16 protein-coding genes and 3 rRNA genes are annotated in these 21,904 nt (G+C 66.8%); 8 read left to right on the top strand and 11 right to left on the bottom strand.

The window, feature by feature from the left end:
* The first annotated feature begins 6 nt into the window (after positions 1–6).
* Together OHA84_RS19855 and OHA84_RS19850 are read left to right on the top strand one after the other, a co-directional pair.
* Positions 7–537 carry a GNAT family N-acetyltransferase gene (locus OHA84_RS19855; RefSeq protein ID WP_266970458.1) on the top strand — a complete coding sequence of 177 codons (531 nt, stop codon included), beginning with the start codon at positions 7–9 and terminating at the stop codon, positions 535–537.
* A 4-nt stretch (positions 538–541) separates the two neighbouring features.
* The gene (locus OHA84_RS19850; protein ID WP_266970460.1) at positions 542–1,369 is read left to right on the top strand and encodes a pentapeptide repeat-containing protein; all 828 of its coding nucleotides are present in this window, start codon (positions 542–544) and stop codon (positions 1,367–1,369) included.
* Between the two features lie 215 nt (positions 1,370–1,584).
* Here OHA84_RS19850 and OHA84_RS19845 read toward each other — a convergent pair whose 3' ends face one another.
* Both OHA84_RS19845 and OHA84_RS19840 read right to left on the bottom strand, forming a co-directional pair.
* Positions 1,585–2,424 (bottom strand): alpha/beta hydrolase, encoded by an 840-nt coding sequence (locus OHA84_RS19845; protein WP_323181904.1) that lies wholly within the window; start codon positions 2,422–2,424, stop codon positions 1,585–1,587.
* A gap of 118 nt (positions 2,425–2,542) precedes the next feature.
* Complete coding sequence (locus tag OHA84_RS19840) at positions 2,543–3,163, bottom strand: hypothetical protein (RefSeq protein WP_266970462.1); 621 nt, start codon at positions 3,161–3,163, stop codon at positions 2,543–2,545.
* A 381-nt stretch (positions 3,164–3,544) separates the two neighbouring features.
* Here OHA84_RS19840 and OHA84_RS19835 point away from each other — a divergent pair, with 381 nt between their 5' ends.
* From OHA84_RS19835 to OHA84_RS19810, 6 genes are all read left to right on the top strand, one after another.
* Positions 3,545–3,853 (top strand): hypothetical protein, encoded by a 309-nt coding sequence (locus tag OHA84_RS19835; RefSeq protein ID WP_053676383.1) that lies wholly within the window; start codon positions 3,545–3,547, stop codon positions 3,851–3,853.
* Positions 3,854–3,955: 102 nt separating this feature from the next.
* Positions 3,956–4,786, top strand: coding sequence for a hypothetical protein (locus OHA84_RS19830; protein WP_266970464.1), 831 nt, complete (start codon positions 3,956–3,958; stop codon positions 4,784–4,786).
* On the top strand, positions 4,776–6,089 hold the full coding sequence (locus OHA84_RS19825) for a hypothetical protein (protein ID WP_266970466.1): 1,314 nt from the start codon (positions 4,776–4,778) through the stop codon (positions 6,087–6,089). The genes OHA84_RS19830 and OHA84_RS19825 overlap by 11 nt, the downstream gene beginning before the upstream one ends.
* The gene (locus tag OHA84_RS19820) at positions 6,086–7,648 is read left to right on the top strand and encodes an SCO6880 family protein (RefSeq protein WP_053676381.1); all 1,563 of its coding nucleotides are present in this window, start codon (positions 6,086–6,088) and stop codon (positions 7,646–7,648) included. Before OHA84_RS19825 ends, OHA84_RS19820 begins: the two co-directional genes overlap by 4 nt.
* Positions 7,649–7,667: 19 nt before the next feature.
* Positions 7,668–9,083 carry an ATP-binding protein gene (locus OHA84_RS19815; protein ID WP_053676380.1) on the top strand — a complete coding sequence of 472 codons (1,416 nt, stop codon included), beginning with the start codon at positions 7,668–7,670 and terminating at the stop codon, positions 9,081–9,083.
* A gap of 2 nt (positions 9,084–9,085) precedes the next feature.
* Complete coding sequence (locus tag OHA84_RS19810; RefSeq protein ID WP_266970468.1) at positions 9,086–10,621, top strand: type VI secretion protein; 1,536 nt, start codon at positions 9,086–9,088, stop codon at positions 10,619–10,621.
* Here the strand turns inward: OHA84_RS19810 and OHA84_RS19805 are convergent.
* From OHA84_RS19805 to OHA84_RS19765, 9 genes are all read right to left on the bottom strand, one after another.
* Positions 10,618–11,187 (bottom strand): N-acetyltransferase, encoded by a 570-nt coding sequence (locus OHA84_RS19805; RefSeq protein ID WP_053676378.1) that lies wholly within the window; start codon positions 11,185–11,187, stop codon positions 10,618–10,620. The two genes, OHA84_RS19810 and OHA84_RS19805, sit on opposite strands and share 4 nt — an antisense overlap.
* Before the next feature lie 125 nt (positions 11,188–11,312).
* A 5S ribosomal RNA gene (rrf, locus tag OHA84_RS19800) occupies positions 11,313–11,430 on the bottom strand.
* Positions 11,431–11,504: 74 nt separating this feature from the next.
* A 23S ribosomal RNA gene (locus OHA84_RS19795) occupies positions 11,505–14,627 on the bottom strand.
* Between the two features lie 286 nt (positions 14,628–14,913).
* Positions 14,914–16,438, bottom strand: a 16S ribosomal RNA gene (locus OHA84_RS19790).
* The 16S, 23S and 5S rRNA genes sit together here, the layout of an rRNA operon.
* A 1,311-nt stretch (positions 16,439–17,749) precedes the next feature.
* On the bottom strand, positions 17,750–18,283 hold the full coding sequence (locus OHA84_RS19785; RefSeq protein WP_371591426.1) for a hypothetical protein: 534 nt from the start codon (positions 18,281–18,283) through the stop codon (positions 17,750–17,752).
* Complete coding sequence (locus tag OHA84_RS19780; RefSeq protein ID WP_371591425.1) at positions 18,231–18,836, bottom strand: transposase; 606 nt, start codon at positions 18,834–18,836, stop codon at positions 18,231–18,233. Before OHA84_RS19780 ends, OHA84_RS19785 begins: the two co-directional genes overlap by 53 nt.
* 129 nt (positions 18,837–18,965) lie before the next feature.
* Positions 18,966–19,268 carry a transposase family protein gene (locus tag OHA84_RS19775; protein WP_371591598.1) on the bottom strand — a complete coding sequence of 101 codons (303 nt, stop codon included), beginning with the start codon at positions 19,266–19,268 and terminating at the stop codon, positions 18,966–18,968.
* 1,953 nt (positions 19,269–21,221) lie between these two features.
* On the bottom strand, positions 21,222–21,512 hold the full coding sequence (locus tag OHA84_RS19770) for a hypothetical protein (RefSeq protein ID WP_053677106.1): 291 nt from the start codon (positions 21,510–21,512) through the stop codon (positions 21,222–21,224).
* Entirely contained in the window at positions 21,509–21,865 is a 357-nt protein-coding gene (locus OHA84_RS19765; protein ID WP_053677107.1) for a hypothetical protein, read from the bottom strand. The genes OHA84_RS19770 and OHA84_RS19765 overlap by 4 nt, the downstream gene beginning before the upstream one ends.
* Positions 21,866–21,904 lie beyond the last annotated feature (39 nt).

Raw genomic sequence — 21,904 nt, 5'->3', positions numbered from 1 at the left:
TGATCCATGGCCCCCACCGCTCTCGCCCTGCGCCCCTTCCACCCCACCACCGACGCGGCGCCCCTGCTCGACTGGATCACCACCGCGGCCGACCTCACCACCTGGGCCGGCCCCTCCTTCACCTGGCCCCTGGACCAGACCCAGCTCGCCGCCTACGCCGTCGAACCCGGCCGCCACACCTGGACCGCCGTGCCGTCCCACGGCCCCGAGGCCGCCGAGCCCGTCGGCCACGTCTCGCTGCGCCGCCACGACGCCGCCCCCGACCACGCCCGCCTCGGCCGCGTCCTGATCGCCCCGCGGGCCCGCGGCCGGCGCCTCGGCGAGAGCCTGCTCCGCGAAACCCTGTCCCGCGCCTTCACCGACCTGCGGCTGCACAGCCTCGACCTGGGCGTGTTCGCGCACAACACCCCGGCCGTCCGCCTCTACGAGAAGCTCGGCTTCCGCACCGTGGAAGTCCTCAAGGACGTCGAGCAGGTGGACGGCGTCTGGTGGACCGCCCTCCAGATGAGGCTGACCTCGCCCCACCGGTCACAATGAAGGGGTGTCCACCACGCCTGCCGCCCCCGCCCCCACCCCCGCGCTGCGCGCCGACTGCGCGAACTGCTTCGCCCTCTGCTGCGTGGCCCTGCCCTTCGCCAAGTCCACCGACTTCGCCATGAACAAGGCCGCCGGAACCCCCTGCAAGAACCTCCGGGAGGACTTCCGCTGCGGCATCCACACCCGGCTGCGCGACAAGGGCTTCCCGGGCTGCACCGTCTTCGACTGCTTCGGCGCGGGCCAGCAGGTCTCCCAGGTCACCTTCGGCGGCCGGGACTGGCGCGCGCACCCCGACACGGCACGCCAGATGTTCGACGTCTTCCCCGTGATGCGGCAACTCCACGAGCTCCTCGCCTACCTCACCGAGGCCCTCACCCTGCCGGCGGCCGCACCGATCCACGCCGACCTGCGGAAGGCACTCGCCACGACCACGGCGGCCACCGGGGCGGACGCCGCCACCCTGATCCCCTTCGACGTCGGCGCTCTCCGCCAGGAGATCAACACTCTCCTCCTGAAGACCAGCGAACTGGTCCGCGCCACCTCCCCCGCCCGCGGGAAGAACCACCGAGGCGCCGATCTCATGGGCGCCCGCCTCTCCGGCGCGGACCTGCGCGGCGCCACCTTCCGCGGCGCCTACCTGATCGCCGCCGACCTCTCCGGGGCCGACCTCCGCAGGGCCGACCTGATCGGCGCGGACCTCCGCGACGCCAACCTGCGCGACGCAGACCTCCGCGAGGCCCTCTTCCTCACCCAGCCCCAACTGAACGCCGCCCAGGGCTCCCCCGCCACCCGCATCCCCCCTGCCCTCACCCGCCCCTCCCACTGGGCCTGACCCGCACCCCGGCGCCCCTGAGGCCCCGCCCGGGGCACTGGCCCGACCCACACCCCCGGGGCTCCCGAGGCCCAGCCCGGGGCCGAAGCCCTTCCGGGGCCGGATCCGGGACACGCCCGAGGCCGCGGGGGCGCACGGGAGCACGGGAGCACGCGGGAATCACCCCCCGCCCGATCCCACCGCCACACCCCGCCCCCACGCTCACACCCCCGCGCTCACACCCCCGCCAGGAACTCCCGCACGGCCGCGCCGAACCCCTCCGGATCCTCCGCCCGCGCCCGACACCCCCTCGGCAACTCCACCACCGCCCGCACCAGGGCCGGCCGACGCGCCGCGAGCCCGTACGCGACGTCCTCGCCCGAACCCCGCCCCCACACCATCGCCGGCCCCAACCCCAGCCCCTCCAACACGCCGGCCGCGTCCCTCACGTACCCGTCGCGCGCCTCCCCCTCGACCACATCCGCCGCCCCGTACCCCGCCAGATCGAGCGCGATGACATGCCACCCCGGCCCCGCGTCCCGCGCCGGCGACTCGAAGGACCACCCGTCCTGCGACCCCCCGCCCCGGGGGTCCCCGTACAACACGAGCAGCGGCGCCCCCGCGCCGCCGAAATCCGTGTACGCGAGCCCGCGCCCGTCCGCCGCCCGCACCACCCCCGGCAGCGGCCCCAGTCTGTCGATCACCCGCCGCCGCAGCAGCCGGTACTCCTCCCAGCGCCTCGGCAACCGCCCGCCCGGCCGCTTCCCCATCAGCCGCCCCCGCGTCACCGTCTGCCCGAGCCGGAACTGCTCCCGCGTCAGATCCACGCTCATCCCCCCGGGCAGCACGTTCCAACAGTGGAACCCCTGCTGCCGCCCCTCCGACCAGACCTCACCCACCATCAACTCCCCGCCCACCAGATCCTGGACGAGCAGAGCCGTGATGTCACAGTGGCCCCAGGCCGGATTCTCGGCCGTCCAGGGCGCCCGCTCCACATCGTCGGGCGAGCAGGTCTCGGCCGACCATCCCGAGCGGATGGCCGCCTCAAGGTCCGCGAGAGTCCAGGGCGTCGTCATGTCACCAGCCTGACGCACCCCACTGACAACGAGGCCGGTCCTCCACCACGCCACCCGCGCCGGCGCCGCGATCCGGCTCGTGCCCCGCACCGCGACACCGACGACGGGCCTCCCCGGGTCAGGGCCTGATGAGCGGCGTCCAACCGGTCGGGCAGGTGAGCACACCGCTCGCCACGAAGGTGCAGGAGTTCTCGAACACGTTCCCGTCGGTGGTCAGCACCTTGACCTGCGCGGTCACTCCCAGGATGTTCAGCGACACGCCGCACGCGTTGCGCGGGAAGCCCGGGTTCGCGCTGGTGGAGAGGTCCTTCCAGACGTACGGCCCGTTCTCCAGGACGGTGCTCGTCGTCCGACGCCCCAGGAACGCCTTGCCCCGGCTCACCACGGCGCTGAACTCCAGGCCGAACCGCCCCTGGGCCGTGTCGACGCCCACGCAGGGCTGAGCCGGACCCCGGTCACCCCTGGGACCCCGATCCCCCTTCGGACCGCGGTCACCCTTCGGCCCCTTCGGCCCCCGCGGCCCCGTACAGCCGCTCGACGGCCCGGAGGCGGCGGACTTCAGCACCCTGGCCTTCGACTTCGAGCAACCCTCACCGCCCGTGGGCGCCCCCATCACGGCGGTCGACCCGTGCGCGGCGGCCATCGCCGGAGCCGAAACCCCCGACAGCGCGAACACCAGCGGCACTGCGACACCGCCGGCCAGCCACACGCGCCGACCCGACTTCACTGCGGAACCCATCCCTGCTCCTTGCGTCGTCCAACCGAACGGGGTGGAGCATCCCGCGCAACCCGGCGTGCACATGGAACGACTGACGGAATGTCGGACATGTGTCAGCGGTACGGACCAACGACACGCCGCCCCGTTGAGCCGAACGGCCGCCCCTCACCCGACCCGAAGGCCTGTCGCCGGCACGGCGAGACGGCAATCATTGCCCGGCGTCAACCCCCGTGATACACAGAGTGACCTGGTCAGAGCGTTCCGGCGGGGCACAGACCGCGAGCTCGGGTAAAGAGAGCCGCCAAGTCGGCGACGGCGGCGGTTTCATCAGCGAAGATAGTGCGTGACCCATGCCGTCGGGCACGGGCTACCGGAACTACCCATACAGGGGCGGTGAGTTACATGATCCTGGCAGCCGAAAAGGGCGACATCACCACCATCATCGGCGGAATCGCCCCGAACTGGGGGCCGTTCGGCAGTCTCGGCAACGAAGCGAAGGTCATGATCGAAGTGGTCATGGCCATCGCGATCCTCCTCTGCCTCGGCATCGCCATCTGGGGCGCCGCCAAGCAGCGCATCGGAGCGACCGCACTGCGCGACACCTTCAGCGCGGAACAGGGCAAGGGCCTGATCGTGGCCGGCCTCACGGGCGTCTTCATCATCGGATCCCTGGGCACCCTCTTCACGATCGTCTACGGAATGGCCGTCTAGCCGTGCCGCCCGCCGGCCGTCGTACCTGATGGCGAATCACCACACCGCATCCACGCGGGAACGAGCGCTACCGTCGTACGAGGCGGAGGGGGCGGACACGGAATGAGCAACGACGACCACTACGGCGGCGGCAACCACGGCGAAGTGGGCGGCACGGGCCAGACCCGTACCCGCCTCCCGGACTCCCCCTCCGACCCCTACGGCAACCCCCGCCGCACCCCCCGCCCCTCCCGCGGCCTCATCACCGCGGTCGGCGTGGTGGTCCTCCTCATCGCCGCCATCGCGTTCGCGAACCAGTCCCCGGACTCCCCCGCGAACACCGCGTCGAACAAACCCCCGACCGACGCCGCCACCAGCCCCACCGGCACCCAACCGGTCACCGGCAAGTCCAACGGCATCCCCAAGGGCTTCGCCCATGACGAACAGGGTGCCCAATCAGCGGCCGCGAACTACGCGGTGGCTCTGGGGTCCGAGGGGATGCTCAAGAAGGACACCCGGCACGCCCTCGTCGACGGGATCTACACCCCGGAGGCGGCAGCCCGGCTCAAGGGCCCACAGGACGAGGCCTACTCGACCGGGTTCCTCGCGAAACTCGGCCTGGACGCCAACGGCAACCCGCCGTCGGGCAGCACCTTCGTCACCCGCACCATCCCGATCGGCACCAGAGTCGAGAACTACAGCCCGACCGCCGCGAAGATCGCGGTCTGGTACACCGGCCTGGTCGGCATGTCCGGCGCCAAGTCCACCGACCCGGTCCGTACGACGTGGAAGACCTGGACCTTTGAACTGAGCTGGGTGGGGGAGGGCTGGAGAGTCGTCAGCGAATCCCAGCAGGACGGACCCGCTCCGGTCCCGGGCGACATGGCCGCTTCGTCCTCTGACGACATCAGCAAGGCAACCAAGGAGTTCGGAGGGTTCACCTATGCCCGCTAGCAGCCGCCTCCGAGTGGTCGTTGTTGCCGCCGTCCACCTGGCCGTCGTATCCCTGGCTTCCCGCGCCTACGCCGCGCCCACGCCCACCCCGACGCCTTCCGCCACGCCGTCCGGCCAGGGCAAGGAGGACTGCCGCCTCCTGTTCGGCTCGGCCAAGGACTACTGCGAGAAGGGCGAGGGCGCGGCCACCGGGGGAAACGCCGGCACCGGCCTCAACGCCAACCCCACCGACGCCCTCAACCCCCTGGCCTCCCTGGCCCGCGGCTGCGCCGACGCCGCCGCCTGGATCGTCGGCAAGCTCAGCGAGGCCATCAAGTCCACGGCCACCGTCGACTTCACCAACCCCGCCTTCCTCCAGCAGTACGCCGTCGTCTTCGCCGCGAGCACCATCCTCACCCTCGTCCTCTGGCTCCTCGCCGTAGCCAAGCGCGCCATCCGCGGCGTCCCCCTCACCACCGCCATGTCCGAGGCCATCGGCTTCCTCTGGCTGACCGTCCTCGCCTCCGCGTTCACCCCGCTGATCCTCTACACCGTCGTCTCCGCGACCGACGGTGTCACCGAGGTCATCGCCGCGGCCACCGGCGGCCAGACCGACGTCTTCTTCGGCTCGTTCTCCGAGGCCCTCAAGAAGGGCGACGACATCGGCGGCGGCCCGATCATGCTGATCGTCGTGGCCCTCGTGACCGTGCTGGCCGCCGGGATCCTGTGGCTGGAGCTCGTCATCCGCGCCGCCCTGCTCTACGTCGGCGCCCTCCTCGGCACGGTCGTCTACGCCGGACTCGTCGACCGCAACATGTGGGGCCACGTCCGCCGCTGGGCCGGCATCATGATCGCCGTCATCCTCGTGAAGCCGGTCATCGTGATCGTCCTCGGCCTCGCGGGCGCCCTCGCGGGCGAGAAGGGCCCCAACGCCTTCTCCGCCGTCGTCTCCGGACTCGCGATCATCCTCCTGGCGATCTTCGCCTCCGCGATGATCTACCGCTTCGTCCCCGGCTTCGGCGACGAGATCGCCTCCGCCCGTTCCAACCGCAGCAAGGCCACCGACGGCGCCCAGGCCGCGGCCGTCATCAGCTCCCCCGCCTCCCTCGTCTCCCAGGGCATCAAAACCCACAGCAGCCGCGGCGGCGGCGCCCACCGCGCGAGTGGCGGAGGCGGCGGCGACGCCAACCAGATCTCCGGAGGCATGGCCGCGCACAGCAGCCGAGGCTCCGGCAGCGGGTCCGGCGGCGGATCCGTCCCCTCCGCCACACCCCCGCCCCGCACCGGCTCGAGCACGAGGAACACAGGAGGTGACGGGCGTTGACCACCCAGTCCCACCAGCTACACCCGATCGCGCCCCGTCGCACGTATCTCATCGGCCGCGCCCGGCCGAACGCGATCGTCGGCAAGAACCGCGAAACCGGCGAGATCGCCCTGATCATCGCCGGCGCGTTCCTCGGCATGATGAGCGGACTACTCGTCCCCGACCTCACCCTGCGCATCGTGAGCCTCGCCGGCTTCCCCATGCTCGCCCTCGCCGCCGTGTACGTCCCGTACAAGGGCCGCACCTTCTACCGGTGGTTCGAGATCAGGCGCAGCTACAAGCGCACCCTGCGCCGCGGCACCACGTACCGCTCCGGCACCATGGAAGCCGGCATCCGGGGCTCCGACGGCCGCGAGGTCGAGGTCGGCCCGCCCCCCGGCATCGGACGCATCAGCTGGCTCGCGGCGCCCTTCGGGCCCGACGAGATCGCCGTCCTCCTGCACGCCGACCGCAGAACCGTGACCGCCGCCATCGAGATCGAGGGCCCCGGCGTCGGCCTGCGCGACAGCGAGGACCAGGAAGCCCTCGTCGACCGCTTCGGCACCCTCCTCAAGCACGTGGCGAACGGCGACGGCTTCGTCACCCGCCTCCAGATGCTCGCCCGTACCCTCCCCGCCGACCCCGACGCCCACGCCAAGGACGTCGCCCAGCGCGGGGACACCGCCGCCCCCGGTTGGCTCCGCGAGTCGTACGACCAGCTCCAGTCGATGGTGTCGACCTCCTCCGAGCAGCACCGCGCGTACCTCGTCGCCTGCATGCACTACTCGCGCGAACTCGCCGCCGAGGCCCACACCATCGCCCGCGCCTCGACCCCGCACAAGGGCCGCAAGCTCGACCGCGACGCCGGCCTCGCCATCGTCATGGCCCGCGAGCTCACCGACATCTGCGCGCGCCTCGCCGAGGCCGACATCCGCGTACGCCAACCGCTCGGCCAGGGCCGGCTGTCCTCCCTCGTGCACTCCATGTACGACCCGGACCACCCCATCGACCACATCCAGGCCATGACGAAGCGCAACGCCTGGCCCGCCGAACTCGACGCGGTCGAACCCACCTACCTCCAGGCCAAGACCCGCGAGTCCTCCACCCGCGCCCCCTGGTGCCACGCCACCGCCTGGGTGAAGGAGTGGCCGATGACCCCCGTCGGCGTCAACTTCCTCGCCCCCCTCCTCGTCCACACCCCGGACGTCATCCGTACCGTCGCCGTCACCATGGACCTCGAACCCACCGAGGTCGCCATCGAACGCATGCTGACGGAGAAGACCAACGACGAGGCCGACGCCAGCCGCGCCGCGAAGATGAACCGCACGGTCGACCCGCGCGACATCGCCGCCCACGGCCGGCTCGACCAGAGGGGTGAAGATCTCGCCAGTGGTGCGGCGGGAGTCAACCTGGTCGGGTACATCACGGTGTCCTCGCGTTCACCCGAGGCCCTCGCCCGCGACAAGCGCACCATCCGCGCCTCGGCGGGCAAGTCCTACCTGAAGCTGGAGTGGTGCGACCGCGAGCACCACCGCGCCTTCGTCAACACCCTGCCGTTCGCCACCGGCATCCGACGCTAGCCGGAGGGAAGTGCCGCCCATGCGAGATCCCATGTCCGCTCTGACGGACGCCTTCACCAGCTTCCTGTTCGGCAAGGTGGAGACCACCCGCCTGCCCGTCCGCACCTCCACCGGGCAGGCCCAGGCCGTCTACCTGCCCACCGCAGCCCCCGGCCTCGGCGACTCCGGCGTCATCATCGGCCGCGAGGTCTACAGCGGCAAGGGGTACATCTACGACCCGTTCCAGCTGTACGGACAGCAGCTCCCCGCCCCCCACTGGCTGGTGCTCGGCGAGTCCGGCAACGGGAAGTCCGCGCTGGAGAAGACCTACGTCCTGCGCCAACTCCGCTTCAAGGACCGCCAGGTCGTCGTCCTCGACGCCCAGGGCGAAGACGGCGTCGGCGAGTGGAACCTGATCGCCCAGCAGTTGGGAATAACCCCCATCCGCCTGGACCCCATCGCCGCGAACGACGACGGGATCCGCCTCAACCCCCTCGACCCGGCGATCACCACGACCGGCCAGCTCGCGCTGCTCCGGACCATCATCGAAGTCGCCATGGGCCACGGCCTCGACGAACGCTCCGGCTTCGCCCTCAAGGTCGCACACGCCTACGTCGTCGACACGATCCGCGACCGCCAGCCCGTCCTCACCGACATCGTGGAACAACTGCGGCACCCCGAGCCCGAGTCCGCCCAAGCCATGAACGTCGACATAGACGATGTCCGCGCCTGGGGACTCGATGTCGCCCTGGTCATCGACCGTCTCGTCGACGGCGACCTCCGCGGCATGTTCGACGGCCCCACCACCGTCGGCATCGACCTCGACGCGCCACTGATCGTCTTCGACCTGTCCCACATCGACCGCAACTCCATCGCGATGCCGATCCTCATGGCGATCGTCGGCGTCTGGCTGGAACACACCTGGATCCGCCCGGACCGCAAGAAGCGCATCTTCCTCGTCGAAGAGGCCTGGCACATCATCAACAGCCCCTTCGTCGCCCAGCTGTTCCAGCGCCTGTTGAAGTTCGGCCGGCGCCTCGGCCTGTCCTTCGTCGCCGTCGTCCACCACCTCTCCGACGTCGTCGACGGCGCCGCCGCCCGAGAAGCCGCGGCCATCCTCAAGATGGCCTCCACCCGAACGATCTACGCCCAGAAAGCCGACGAGGCCCGCGCCACGGGCCGGGTACTCGGCCTGCCCCGCTGGGCCGTGGAAATCATCCCCACCCTCACCCCGGGCATCGCGGTCTGGGACGTCAACGGCAACGTCCAGGTCGTCAAACACCTGATCACCGAGGCCGAACGCCCGCTCGTCTACACCGACCGCGCCATGACCGAATCCTCGGCACAACACCGACTCCCCGACGATCTGCTGGCCGCCGAACTGGAGGCGGAGGAGCGAGCCCTCCTCATCGAACGCCACCACAACGGCCCCGGCTCCGCGACCACGGTGGCGTAACCATGTCCGACCCCAGACGTACGGATCCCCCCGCTCGGGCCGGGGGCGTCCCCGACGGGGCCCTCGTCGGCCTCCTGGCGTTCCTGCTCGGCGTCGCCGTCCTCGTCTGGTCGGCCACCGGCCTCTCGGCCCTGTTCGCCAAGGGCGCCTGGCCGGGCACCGTCACGTTCACCCGCACCCCGGACGCGGTCCGCGCCCTGATAACGGAACCCCACGACCTCCCCGGAGCCTGGCCCGAGACCGACCCGGCGGCCCTCTCCGGCTGGGGCCTGTTCTGGGGCCTGTTCATCGGCCAGCTCCTGATCCTGCTGGTCCTGACCATCTTCACGATGGGCATCATCGCCCGCACCAAGGCCCGCCGCGCCGTCCTCAAGCACCACGGCCGAATCGACCAGGATCCACAGCCCCAACCGATGCCCACCCAACCGATCCCCACCCAACCGGCCCCGCCGACCGCCCAGCCTCCGGCAGCGTTCGAGACCGCGAGCCCCGGGCCCACGGCCCACGGCACCCTTCGCACCGCGGACCGCCCCGCCCCGGCCGACGAGGCCTACCGCCACGACCTCGGCCACGCCCCGGCCCCGATGCCCACCCCGGCCCCCGTACCGGCGTCCGCGCAGACGCCGGCTCGCCTCGGCTACGCCAACCCCGCGGAACGCCATGCCACCGCCGCCCGGCACATCGCGGCGGCGGAAGGCGCGGTCCTCGTCGTGACGTCCTCCCCCGCACTCTGGTCGGAGACCAAGGACGCCCGCGCCAAGCTCGGCCCGGTCCTCCTCTACGACCCCTCGCATCTCTGCGACACCCCGGCCCGCATGCACTGGAACCCCGCGGAGGGCTGCGCGGACCGCGACCTCGCCGCCGTACGCGCCGTGGCCCTCCTGGCGCCCGTACGCCCCCAGGCACGCATGGACGCCGCGGTCGCCGACACGGCGGAAACGCTCCTGCGTAGTTGGCTGCAGGCCGCGGCCCTCGACAACCGCCCGTTCAAGCAGCTGCACCGCTGGGCCCAGGGCACCAACGCCCAGGACCCCGTCCGGATCCTCCGTACGCACCCTCAGGCGGCCCCCGGCGCGGCCGGCGAACTCGAAAGCGCCCTCACCGCGTACCCGGAGCGTCGCGAACTGGCCCAGCACCTCGCCGCCCGGGCCCTGTCCTGCCTCGGTTCGATCCACATCCGTGAGGCTTGCAATCCGAACCGAACAGATTCCCTCACGCTGGCTTCGTTCCTGACCGAAGGGGGCACCCTTTATCTGGTGGGCGAGTCCCTGGAGGACCCGCGAAGCCACCCGGGTGCAATGCCTTTGCTGACGGCACTCGCCTCCAGCGTGGTCGAGCACGGCCGTCGCATGGCCGCACGGTCATCCCACGGTCGGCTCGACCCACCACTGACGCTGGTCCTGGACGACGTGGCGGCCGTCGCCCCCATTCCGCAGCTCCCGGAGCTCCTCCAGGACGACGCCCTGCCGCTGCTCGCGCTCTGCCGCAGCCGCGAACAGGCCCGCTCCCGCTGGCCGCAGGCCGTCTCCGCCTTCTAACGGCCCGCCACGGGCCGTTCCAGTACGTACTCCAGCTCCCGGGCCTCCGGGTCCGAGGGCGTGCCGACCACGATCCGGCCACTGGCCACGAACCCGTACCGGCGGTAGAACGCCTCGGCCCGCGCGTTGTCCTCGTGAACGAAGAGACGCACCCGCCCCAGCGCCGGCCCGTCCAGCGACCAGGCCCACTCCAGTGCGGCCGCGAACAGCGCTTCGGTCACTCCGGTCCCCCGCTGTGCGGGCCGTACGAACACCCCCACCAGGTGCCCCTGAGCCTTCTCCACGACCTCACCGAAGTAGTCGATGGTGCCGCCTTCCTCGACGAGCACGGTCACCGACCCGTCCCAGGAGCCGTCGGGAGCCTCGGCGACGAACTGCCGGACGGCCCGCCCGCTCGAAGCGCCCGCGGTCCGTCCCTGCCAGAACTCATCGGGCTGGGCCTCGGCCTCCACGACGTTCTCCAGGAAGGCCACCGGGGCGACAGGATCCCGCAACGCACTGAGCCGCAGCTCCTTGGCCTTCTCCCACTCGCCGGCAGACACCGGCCGCACCCCATGCAGATTCATAGTGCGGATCAAAGCACGACACCGGTGCACTCTGCACGCAAAAAACCAAAGCCCTGAAACGAAAAGGGTCCGGAACGCAGAAAAGCCCCGCACCCTGAAGGGTGCGGGGCTTTCCCACAATGATTGTTCGGCGGCGTCCTACTCTCCCACAGGGTCCCCCCTGCAGTACCATCGGCGCTGAAAGGCTTAGCTTCCGGGTTCGGAATGTAAACCGGGCGTTTCCCTAACGCTATGACCACCGAAACACTATGAAGTTAACCAACCGGATATGAACACAGTTCGTTACTTCAGAACTAACACAGTGGACGCGAGCAACTGAGGACAAGCCCTCGGCCTATTAGTACCAGTCAGCTCCACCCGTTACCGGGCTTCCACATCTGGCCTATCAACCCAGTCGTCTACTGGGAGCCTTACCCTCTCAAGGAGGTGGGAATACTCATCTTGAAGCAGGCTTCCCGCTTAGATGCTTTCAGCGGTTATCCCTCCCGAACGTAGCCAACCAGCCATGCCCTTGGCAGGACAACTGGCACACCAGAGGTTCGTCCGTCCCGGTCCTCTCGTACTAGGGACAGCCCTTCTCAATATTCCTACGCGCACAGCGGATAGGGACCGAACTGTCTCACGACGTTCTAAACCCAGCTCGCGTACCGCTTTAATGGGCGAACAGCCCAACCCTTGGGACCGACTCCAGCCCCAGGATGCGACGAGCCGACATCGAGGTGCCAAACCATCCCGTCGATATGGACTCTTGGGGAAGATCAGCCTGTTATCCCCGGGGTACCTTTTATCCGTTGAGCGACGGCGCTTCCACAAGCCACCGCCGGATCACTAGTCCCGACTTTCGTCCCTGCTCGACCCGTCGGTCTCACAGTCAAGCTCCCTTGTGCACTTACACTCAACACCTGATTGCCAACCAGGCTGAGGGAACCTTTGGGCGCCTCCGTTACCCTTTGGGAGGCAACCGCCCCAGTTAAACTACCCATCAGACACTGTCCCTGATCCGGATCACGGACCGAGGTTAGACATCCAGCACGACCAGAGTGGTATTTCAACGGCGACTCCACAACCACTGGCGTGGCTGCTTCAAAGTCTCCCACCTATCCTACACAAGCCGAACCGAACACCAATATCAAACTATAGTAAAGGTCCCGGGGTCTTTCCGTCCTGCTGCGCGAAACGAGCATCTTTACTCGTAGTGCAATTTCACCGGGCCTATGGTTGAGACAGTCGAGAAGTCGTTACGCCATTCGTGCAGGTCGGAACTTACCCGACAAGGAATTTCGCTACCTTAGGATGGTTATAGTTACCACCGCCGTTTACTGGCGCTTAAGTTCTCAGCTTCGCACGCCCGAAAGCGCACTAACCGGTCCCCTTAACGTTCCAGCACCGGGCAGGCGTCAGTCCGTATACATCGCCTTACGGCTTCGCACGGACCTGTGTTTTTAGTAAACAGTCGCTTCTCGCTGGTCTCTGCGGCCACCCCCAGCTCACGGAGTAAATCCGATCACCAGTGATGGCCCCCTTCTCCCGAAGTTACGGGGGCATTTTGCCGAGTTCCTTAACCATAGTTCACCCGAACGCCTCGGTATTCTCTACCTGACCACCTGAGTCGGTTTAGGGTACGGGCCGCCATGAAACTCGCTAGAGGCTTTTCTCGACAGCATAGGATCATCCACTTCACCACAATCGGCTCGGCATCAGGTCTCAGCCTTAATGAGGGACGGATTTGCCTACCCCTCGGCCTACACCCTTACCCCGGGACTACCACCGCCCGGGTTGGACTACCTTCCTGCGTCACCCCATCGCTTACCTACTACCACCTTGGATCGGCGGCTCCACCACTTTCCTTTCCCCGAAGGGTCCGGAACGGCTTCACGGCCTTAGCATTAGAGGATTCGATATTGGGCGTTTCAAAGCGGGTACCGGAATATCAACCGGTTGTCCATCGACTACGCCTGTCGGCCTCGCCTTAGGTCCCGACTTACCCTGGGCAGATCAGCTTGACCCAGGAACCCTTAGTCAATCGGCGCACACGTTTCTCACGTGTGTATCGCTACTCATGCCTGCATTCTCACTCGTGAACCGTCCACAACTAGCTTCCGCTGCTGCTTCACCCGGCACACGACGCTCCCCTACCCATCCCAGCCCCCGTTGGGGGTATGTGCTGGAATGACACGACTTCGGCGGTACGCTTGAGCCCCGCTACATTGTCGGCGCGGAATCACTTGACCAGTGAGCTATTACGCACTCTTTCAAGGGTGGCTGCTTCTAAGCCAACCTCCTGGTTGTCTCTGCGACTCCACATCCTTTCCCACTTAGCGTACGCTTGGGGGCCTTAGTCGATGCTCTGGGCTGTTTCCCTCTCGACCATGGAGCTTATCCCCCACAGTCTCACTGCCGTGCTCTCACTTACCGGCATTCGGAGTTTGGCTAAGGTCAGTAACCCGGTAGGGCCCATCGCCTATCCAGTGCTCTACCTCCGGCAAGAAACACACGACGCTGCACCTAAATGCATTTCGGGGAGAACCAGCTATCACGGAGTTTGATTGGCCTTTCACCCCTAACCACAGGTCATCCCCCAGGTTTTCAACCCTGGTGGGTTCGGTCCTCCACGAAGTCTTACCTCCGCTTCAACCTGCCCATGGCTAGATCACTCCGCTTCGGGTCTAGAGCGTGCAACTCAATCGCCCTATTCGGACTCGCTTTCGCTACGGCTTCCCCACACGGGTTAACCTCGCTACACACCGCTAACTCGCAGGCTCATTCTTCAAAAGGCACGCAGTCACGACGTTGCATGCAAGCATGCAACGCGACGCTCCCACGGCTTGTAGGCACACGGTTTCAGGTACTATTTCACTCCGCTCCCGCGGTACTTTTCACCATTCCCTCACGGTACTATCCGCTATCGGTCACCAGGGAATATTTAGGCTTAGCGGGTGGTCCCGCCAGATTCACACGGGATTTCTCGGGCCCCGTGCTACTTGGGAGATTCTTAAGCAAGCCGCTGATGTTTCGTCTACGGGGGTCTTACCCTCTACGCCGGACCTTTCGCATGTCCTTCGACTACATCAACGGTTTCTGACTCGCCGACCGGCCGGCAGACCGATCAAAAGAATTCCCACAACCCCGCATGCGCAACCCCTGCCGGGTATCACACGCATACGGTTTGGCCTCATCCGGTTTCGCTCGCCACTACTCCCGGAATCACGGTTGTTTTCTCTTCCTGAGGGTACTGAGATGTTTCACTTCCCCTCGTTCCCTCCACACTGCCTATGTGTTCAGCAGTGGGTGACAGCCCATGACGACTGCCGGGTTTCCCCATTCGGACACCCCCGGATCAAAGCTCAGTTGGCAGCTCCCCGGGGCCTATCGCGGCCTCTCACGTCCTTCATCGGTTCCTGGTGCCAAGGCATCCACCGTGTGCCCTTAAAAACTTGGCCACAGATGCTCGCGTCCACTGTGTAGTTCTCAAGCAACGACCAGTCACCCATCACCCTGACCCATACGGATCAAGTTCACTGGGGCCGGCATCGCGAAGATACAACCTTACGGCCGTACCCTCAGATACCCAACAACGTGCCAGGCACCAGACCTCTTCCGGATTCTCTTTCCACGCCGAAGCAGTACTCGAGAGACCATCAGATGATCTGGCGCCAAATAATCAACGTTCCACCCATGAGCTGACCGTGCAGAACATTTGTCTGCAATCGGTACTGTGCTCCTTAGAAAGGAGGTGATCCAGCCGCACCTTCCGGTACGGCTACCTTGTTACGACTTCGTCCCAATCGCCAGTCCCACCTTCGACAGCTCCCTCCCTTACGGGTTGGGCCACCGGCTTCGGGTGTTACCGACTTTCGTGACGTGACGGGCGGTGTGTACAAGGCCCGGGAACGTATTCACCGCAGCAATGCTGATCTGCGATTACTAGCAACTCCGACTTCATGGGGTCGAGTTGCAGACCCCAATCCGAACTGAGACCGGCTTTTTGAGATTCGCTCCACCTCACGGTATCGCAGCTCATTGTACCGGCCATTGTAGCACGTGTGCAGCCCAAGACATAAGGGGCATGATGACTTGACGTCGTCCCCACCTTCCTCCGAGTTGACCCCGGCGGTCTCCTGTGAGTCCCCATCACCCCGAAGGGCATGCTGGCAACACAGGACAAGGGTTGCGCTCGTTGCGGGACTTAACCCAACATCTCACGACACGAGCTGACGACAGCCATGCACCACCTGTATACCGACCACAAGGGGGGCACTATCTCTAATGCTTTCCGGTATATGTCAAGCCTTGGTAAGGTTCTTCGCGTTGCGTCGAATTAAGCCACATGCTCCGCTGCTTGTGCGGGCCCCCGTCAATTCCTTTGAGTTTTAGCCTTGCGGCCGTACTCCCCAGGCGGGGAACTTAATGCGTTAGCTGCGGCACCGACGACGTGGAATGTCGCCAACACCTAGTTCCCAACGTTTACGGCGTGGACTACCAGGGTATCTAATCCTGTTCGCTCCCCACGCTTTCGCTCCTCAGCGTCAGTAATGGCCCAGAGATCCGCCTTCGCCACCGGTGTTCCTCCTGATATCTGCGCATTTCACCGCTACACCAGGAATTCCGATCTCCCCTACCACACTCTAGCTAGCCCGTATCGAATGCAGACCCGAGGTTAAGCCTCGGGCTTTCACATCCGACGTGACAAGCCGCCTACGAGCTCTTTACGCCCAATAATTCCGGACAACGCTTGCGCCCTACGTATTACCGCGGCTGCTGGCACGTAGTTAGCCGGCGCTTCTTCTGCAGGTACCGTCACTTTCGCTTCTTCCCTGCTGAAAGAGGTTTACAACCCGAAGGCCGTCATCCCTCACGCGGCGTCGCTGCATCAGGCTTTCGCCCATTGTGCAATATTCCCCACTGCTGCCTCCCGTAGGAGTCTGGGCCGTGTCTCAGTCCCAGTGTGGCCGGTCGCCCTCTCAGGCCGGCTACCCGTCGTCGCCTTGGTGGGCCATTACCCCACCAACAAGCTGATAGGCCGCGGGCTCATCCTTCACCGCCGGAGCTTTTAACCCCCACCCATGCAGGCAGGAGTGTTATCCGGTATTAGACCCCGTTTCCAGGGCTTGTCCCAGAGTGAAGGGCAGATTGCCCACGTGTTACTCACCCGTTCGCCACTAATCCACCCCGAAGGGCTTCATCGTTCGACTTGCATGTGTTAAGCACGCCGCCAGCGTTCGTCCTGAGCCAGGATCAAACTCTCCATGAATGTTTACCCGTAATCGGGTGCACACGCACTTAGAGCGGGCCGATCATGTCGGAATAAGACCGATCGACCACTGCATCCTCGCTGTGTAATCGCCTGCAAGCACCACAACCCGAAAGCTGCGACCTCACAGGTCTTTTTCAAAGGAACCTCATCCACCGAAATGGACGGGGTATCAACTTTTGGCGTTGATTTTTGGCACGCTGTTGAGTTCTCAAGGAACGGACGCTTCCTTTGTACTCACCCTCTCGGGCTTTCCTCCGGGCGCTTCCTTCGTTTCCGACTCTATCAGACTCTTTCGTGTCCGATTCCCGGTCGAAGCGGGTTTCGCTTTCCAGTTCTTCGCTTTCGCGTTTCCCTTTCCGGCGAGTCCGACTCTATCAGAAGTTTTCCACCGGATTTCCCGGCTTCAGATTCCTGGATGAGGAGTCGAGGGTGCCCTGTCTGAATTCGATTCATCGGGGGCGTGTTGCCGAACCGTTCAGCTCGAGGCAACCGTTCTACTCTACATCGGCCTCGGGCACGGGTCCAATCGGCCCAGGGCCGACCCCACCGAACCGCGCCCCCACCCACGCCACCACCTCGCTACAAGACCTTGCCGTTGCCCCTCTGCCTCCCCCATCGACGGCGCTGGCCGGTGCTGTCGCCCCAGTCCGCCACGGCCCCGGGCTCACTGCACCGTAGAGGCGATCCATCAAAAGCGCGAGCCGTCCAGATCCAGGCAGGCGCGAGCTCGTGCGGGTGGGTGTTGCCTCCGCGCGGCTGTGTAGCTCGACTGGTCCCAGCCGTCCCTGCGACTGACCTCCTGCTCCTCCGAGCGCCAGGGGGGAGAGATGCTCCCCCCTGGTCTCGGCCTCCGCGGACGAATATCGGTGAGCCGGTGAGCCGGACAACCACAGTGGGTCCTCAGTGACGACTTATTCGGCGCAAACGTGACGCCCGGCCCGCCGGTCATCCGTTCCTCCGTTCTCGTCGCACTGGCCGCCGAAGCAGTCGATCAAGACCCCGCCCCTACTCGCGTCAGCAAGCCGGCGCCCACCCCGGCACCCGGCCTCTGTACCCGAGGGCCGGACCCGGGGAGGCGGGGTGAGCCCCCTCCCCCTACCCGGCGCCGCCATGAGGAATCAACAAGTGGGATCCGATCGGCGTCGCCGACAAAGAGTTGAAGCACCATTTCTGCCTCGATCCCTGCGGCCTGCGGCCCGACGCGATGCCAGCCCGAGTGCTGCCTGGTGGACGTCTGCCGGGCCGCAGCTATCGCCCGAACAAGCGGCCCAAGAACCCCACCTACAAGCCCGACAAGCCCCCGGTCCGCTACCGCACAGCCCCGTCCACGTTCCATTCCCGCGGCAGGTCCTCGTCGCAGAAGACGCAGATGAAGTCTTCCTCCCGAACGATGTTCAGCTGGCTGCAGGAGGGACAGCGCCGGAACACCACCTCTTGGGTGAAGCCGGAAGGGGGCTCGATCCCGGCTGCATCGAGAGCCTCCGCGACGGCCTGCCACGAACTGATGTCCGGGCAGTATCCGGTCGACTGGTTGCTGACCTCAGCGACCACCCACTGCCCGGACTCCCTGCGGAAGCTCATCTCTCCGGCACCGAGAACGGGGCCGCCGCCGGCGCACACCACGTGCTCGCTTCGACGCGGCGCGAGCCGCAGCACAACCGCCGAGTCGATGACGAACGTGAAAGGCTCGGCCAACTCCACCGGCGCCAGAGACGAAACCCAGTCGGCGAAGTCCGATGCCGAGAGGATGCTTCGGCCCTCAGCCTCCGGCCGGACAAGGGCCCGCAGATCAGGCGGTCCCACATGCCGGTAGCTCCATCCCAGCAAGTTCACGCTGGCCAACGTAACCCCCAGCCGAGGCCGGATTCTGGGGAGTTACGGGCTCTGTCGGGGATCTTGTGATGTCGCAGGGGCACGGGGCGAGGAGTATTCGTTGACGTAGGAAGTCGAGGTTGGCTCGTCCGTAGGCCATGCGCTTGATGAGCTTGACGCGGGTGACCTGGCCCTCAACCTGACCGGAACTCCACGGTGTTGAGAGACCCGCGGTAACGGTGTCGAGGTCGCGTCGCAGGCCGCTGACCAGCGAGTGGAGGGCTGGGAGGTCGTCAGCCAGGACTCGCTCCATCCAATCGGGGAATTGGTCTCCTCGGAGGTGGTGAAGCATTTCAGCGAAGTCGTGGACGTGCCGTGCGGCGGCGTCGAGGTGAGGACAGGCCATACGGATCTCCTTCAGTTCCGCGACGTCCGCTGCGGTGAGGTGCTGGGGGTTCGTCATGATCCAGCGGACGACGCGTCGCGTCTTGGGGGTCGGCCTGGGCTGCGGCCGGAGACCGGCTGCTGCCTCCGCCCTGGTTGGCGGGGAGGTCTGAAGGCGCGGAAGTAGCGGCGGAGGCATTGGACGCTCGCTGTGAACCCGCGCTCGCGCAGTTCCCGGTGGAGCTGGGGAATGTCGTGACAGCCCTCCAGCCAGCGGGCGTGGAGGTGAGGCTTGTGCTCGTCCAGCAGGGACAGCCGTCCGGTGACTTCAACCAGGAGTTATGCGGATCCTGAGGGATGCGGCCGGGCGAGCGCCGGGACGGCCCGCCAGGCACAGAGCAATCGAGGCGAGCATCGACCGCAGCACCTGCGTCTGCCGGGCATGCGGCCTGGTCAGCCCCTCGATCTGCTCGGCGAACGCCACCGCCGGGCACCGGCTGCTCAGACACTTGAACCGGCGCACGGTCAACTCGATGACTACGGGACTGCCGGCCACGGGCGCGTCGCCGAGCCGACGGACGTACCGGCCATGCACCCGCCACGACGGCATACCGCATCCCGGGCATCTCACCCGGGACGCGTGACACCCCGCGCGAAGCGTGATGACCCCTGCCGTTCGCTTGATCGACTCGATGACAGCACCGGACAGATGCGGCAACAACCGCCCCAACACCCCTGAACCGCAGACCCGGAGACTGCCCAGCTCGGCCCTGCGGCATCACAAGATTCCCGACAGAGCCGAATAACGAGAACGTTCACAGTAGTCGCCGCTTCAACGGACGGACGCGTCGACGCGGGGGTACCTGTACCCGACTGCGCTGCGAATGGTGGCTGCCGGCTGCGCCTGGTAGCGGGTGTTCCATGGAGATGGCCCAGGCTGACCGCCATGAGGGCCTGGACCGGGTTGTCTCGGTCGACTCCACGAACGTGCGTCCCATCCGCATGCAGCCGGTACCCGCAGAATTGCTTGGGCCCGCGAGCCCGCAGATCACACCCGCGGCAGGCTCGGCGGCGAACTGGTCACGAAGATCCACCTCGCGACCGACAGCACGTACCGGCCACAGGCCTCCACCTCTCCACCGGACAGGCCGGCGGACCGCGAGCACCTGCACGGGCACATGATCCTGGGGCCTTCCCTCTTGGCGGACCAGCAACGCCACCGCGACTCCGGGGAGGTCGCCCGGCCCGCAGCCCCGGGCCGACCGGCACGGCCCAGCTCTCGGTCCACCCACCTCGCTTGTCCACCAGAACCTGGCCCGATTGGACCCTCGAGGCCGTACTCAACCGTCTTGCCTGCTCGACCGGCGAACCCGATCGGCACCGCGATCCACCACTGAGAACGCGACCAACCCGGCGAGCCCTCCGCGTCGACGTCAAGAACGTCGGGCGACATCGCGCGATGGCCACCACGCCCTGGTCCGCCCGAGCGGCACCGACCAAGGGCTGACTCCCAGACCCGGCGGGGAGGCAGCCGTTGGTCGGTGCCCATGGTCGCGTCCTGGCTGATCGGCGCCCAGTTCAATGTCATGGCCCTCAGGGGCACACGGGCGGTCCCTCGCTGATTCGACGGGCGGATTCCCGCGGCATCGGAGGACAGTCGCGCCGAGATACAGGGTGGCCCTGGTCGTCGGGCGGCAGCACCGGCGGGGTCGCGTCTCCGTCAGTGTCAGAGCTGCTCTGCCGGCTGTGGTTGGCCGCGCGCATGGCGAATCGGCGGAGACTCAGGCATTGCACGCGATGAATGCGTGTAGTCCGCCAGGACTGCTGTCTCCGGACCCATGTTCATTCGAGGACGCTTCGCGGAACCCGCGCTTTGCCATTCGCCATGGAGCTCTGCCAGTTGACGCCCTGTTCAGCAAGCCCCTGCGTCATCTCCGCTCTGTGCAGCCTCGGCAGCCGCCCGATTCTTCGCCGTCGAGGGCGCTGACTGCCCCGGGAGCACAAGGCCCGCCCGCGCCCTGGACGCATTGGCCTGCCTCCTGGTCCTCGATGAGGACCAGGCACCCGTTCATCCGGTCTGTGGGTTTGTCGAACCCTTCGGCCACCGCACCGCCCGATTGCGCTTGAGTCGGTTGAGTCGGTTGAGTCGGCCCTCGACCGTGTGGTGGGCTCTGTGGTCCGCGCAGTCGTACCCGCGGATCGTCGTCGGCGTCCCGCTTCGCATGCGGTGGCCGGCCCCGTCGGCGGGCTCCCGCATCGCCCACTGGTTACTCCCATCCCGCGAAGCACACGTTCCTGATCGTGGACGCGTGCCTGCGGGTCGCCGAGTCGATGCGAGCGAGGGCCTGCAATCCGCAACTGCCTCTTTCCAAACGGGACTGGCTGGGGCCGACACCTGAGGAATCGATCGTCTGGCAGCTGCTTCGAGAACTCGTGCTCGTGCCTGCGGGGTGCCTGCGGTAGCCGACCTCGGGAGATACGGAACCTGCTGCGGCGCCTGGCGGCTCGCTCCGTCAGTGCACTCCGCAGCCGGGACTCGCGGCCGCCTTCGCGGAACGGTTCGTCAAGGGTGCTCTCGACGCCGTCAGAGGTTGACGCGCTTCAGGTAGACACGGCTGCGGTGCGGGATCGTCTGGTACCAGAGCATCAGGTGCTCGTCCTCGTACGTACGGAGCCGCATCGGCTGCTCGTCCTCGTAAAGGCTGCCGTCCTTGGGGTCGATGCCCATCGATGCCAGATCCACCAGCCCGTCCATCACGGAACCGACCAGCCTCTGCTGTTCCGCGGGCATGTCCCCGAGCACCCACAGCCGGCCGGGATCACATTCCCACGCCCAGCCGGTCTCGTTCTGCACGCCTTCGCCGCGGGAGGTCACCGGCCGATCTCCTCCTGGGCCTCGGCCAGAATGCGACTGCTGGTCTCCATCGCCGACCGGAACTCCTGCTCGGTGGCGTTCGGGTCCCCGGCGACGCGTTCTGCTTCATGGAGAGCCGCCGCTCGAGCGGGCCAACGGTGGATGGCCACGTGCGTCGCCCACTTGATCAGAAAGAACCGCAGTGGATTGATGGCACCCGTCGCCGCGGCGCGATCGAAAGCCTCGTTGCACTCCTTGTCGAGCACGGCCAGATTCGCCATGTCGATGCGGCGTACGGCGTCCCGGAGCGCTTCTCGGGTCATGGCCGGCTGAGGGATGAGCGGGCCGCCGTCTTCCAGCTGCTGTGCTGTCATCGTGTCCTCCTGGGGAACGCGGCCAGGATACCCAGCCGA

The organism is Streptomyces sp. NBC_00513 (assembly GCF_041431415.1).
GTDB lineage: Bacteria > Actinomycetota > Actinomycetes > Streptomycetales > Streptomycetaceae > Streptomyces.
Note: the sequence above shows the minus strand (reverse complement) of the source record. Positions and strands in the feature narration are given on the sequence as shown.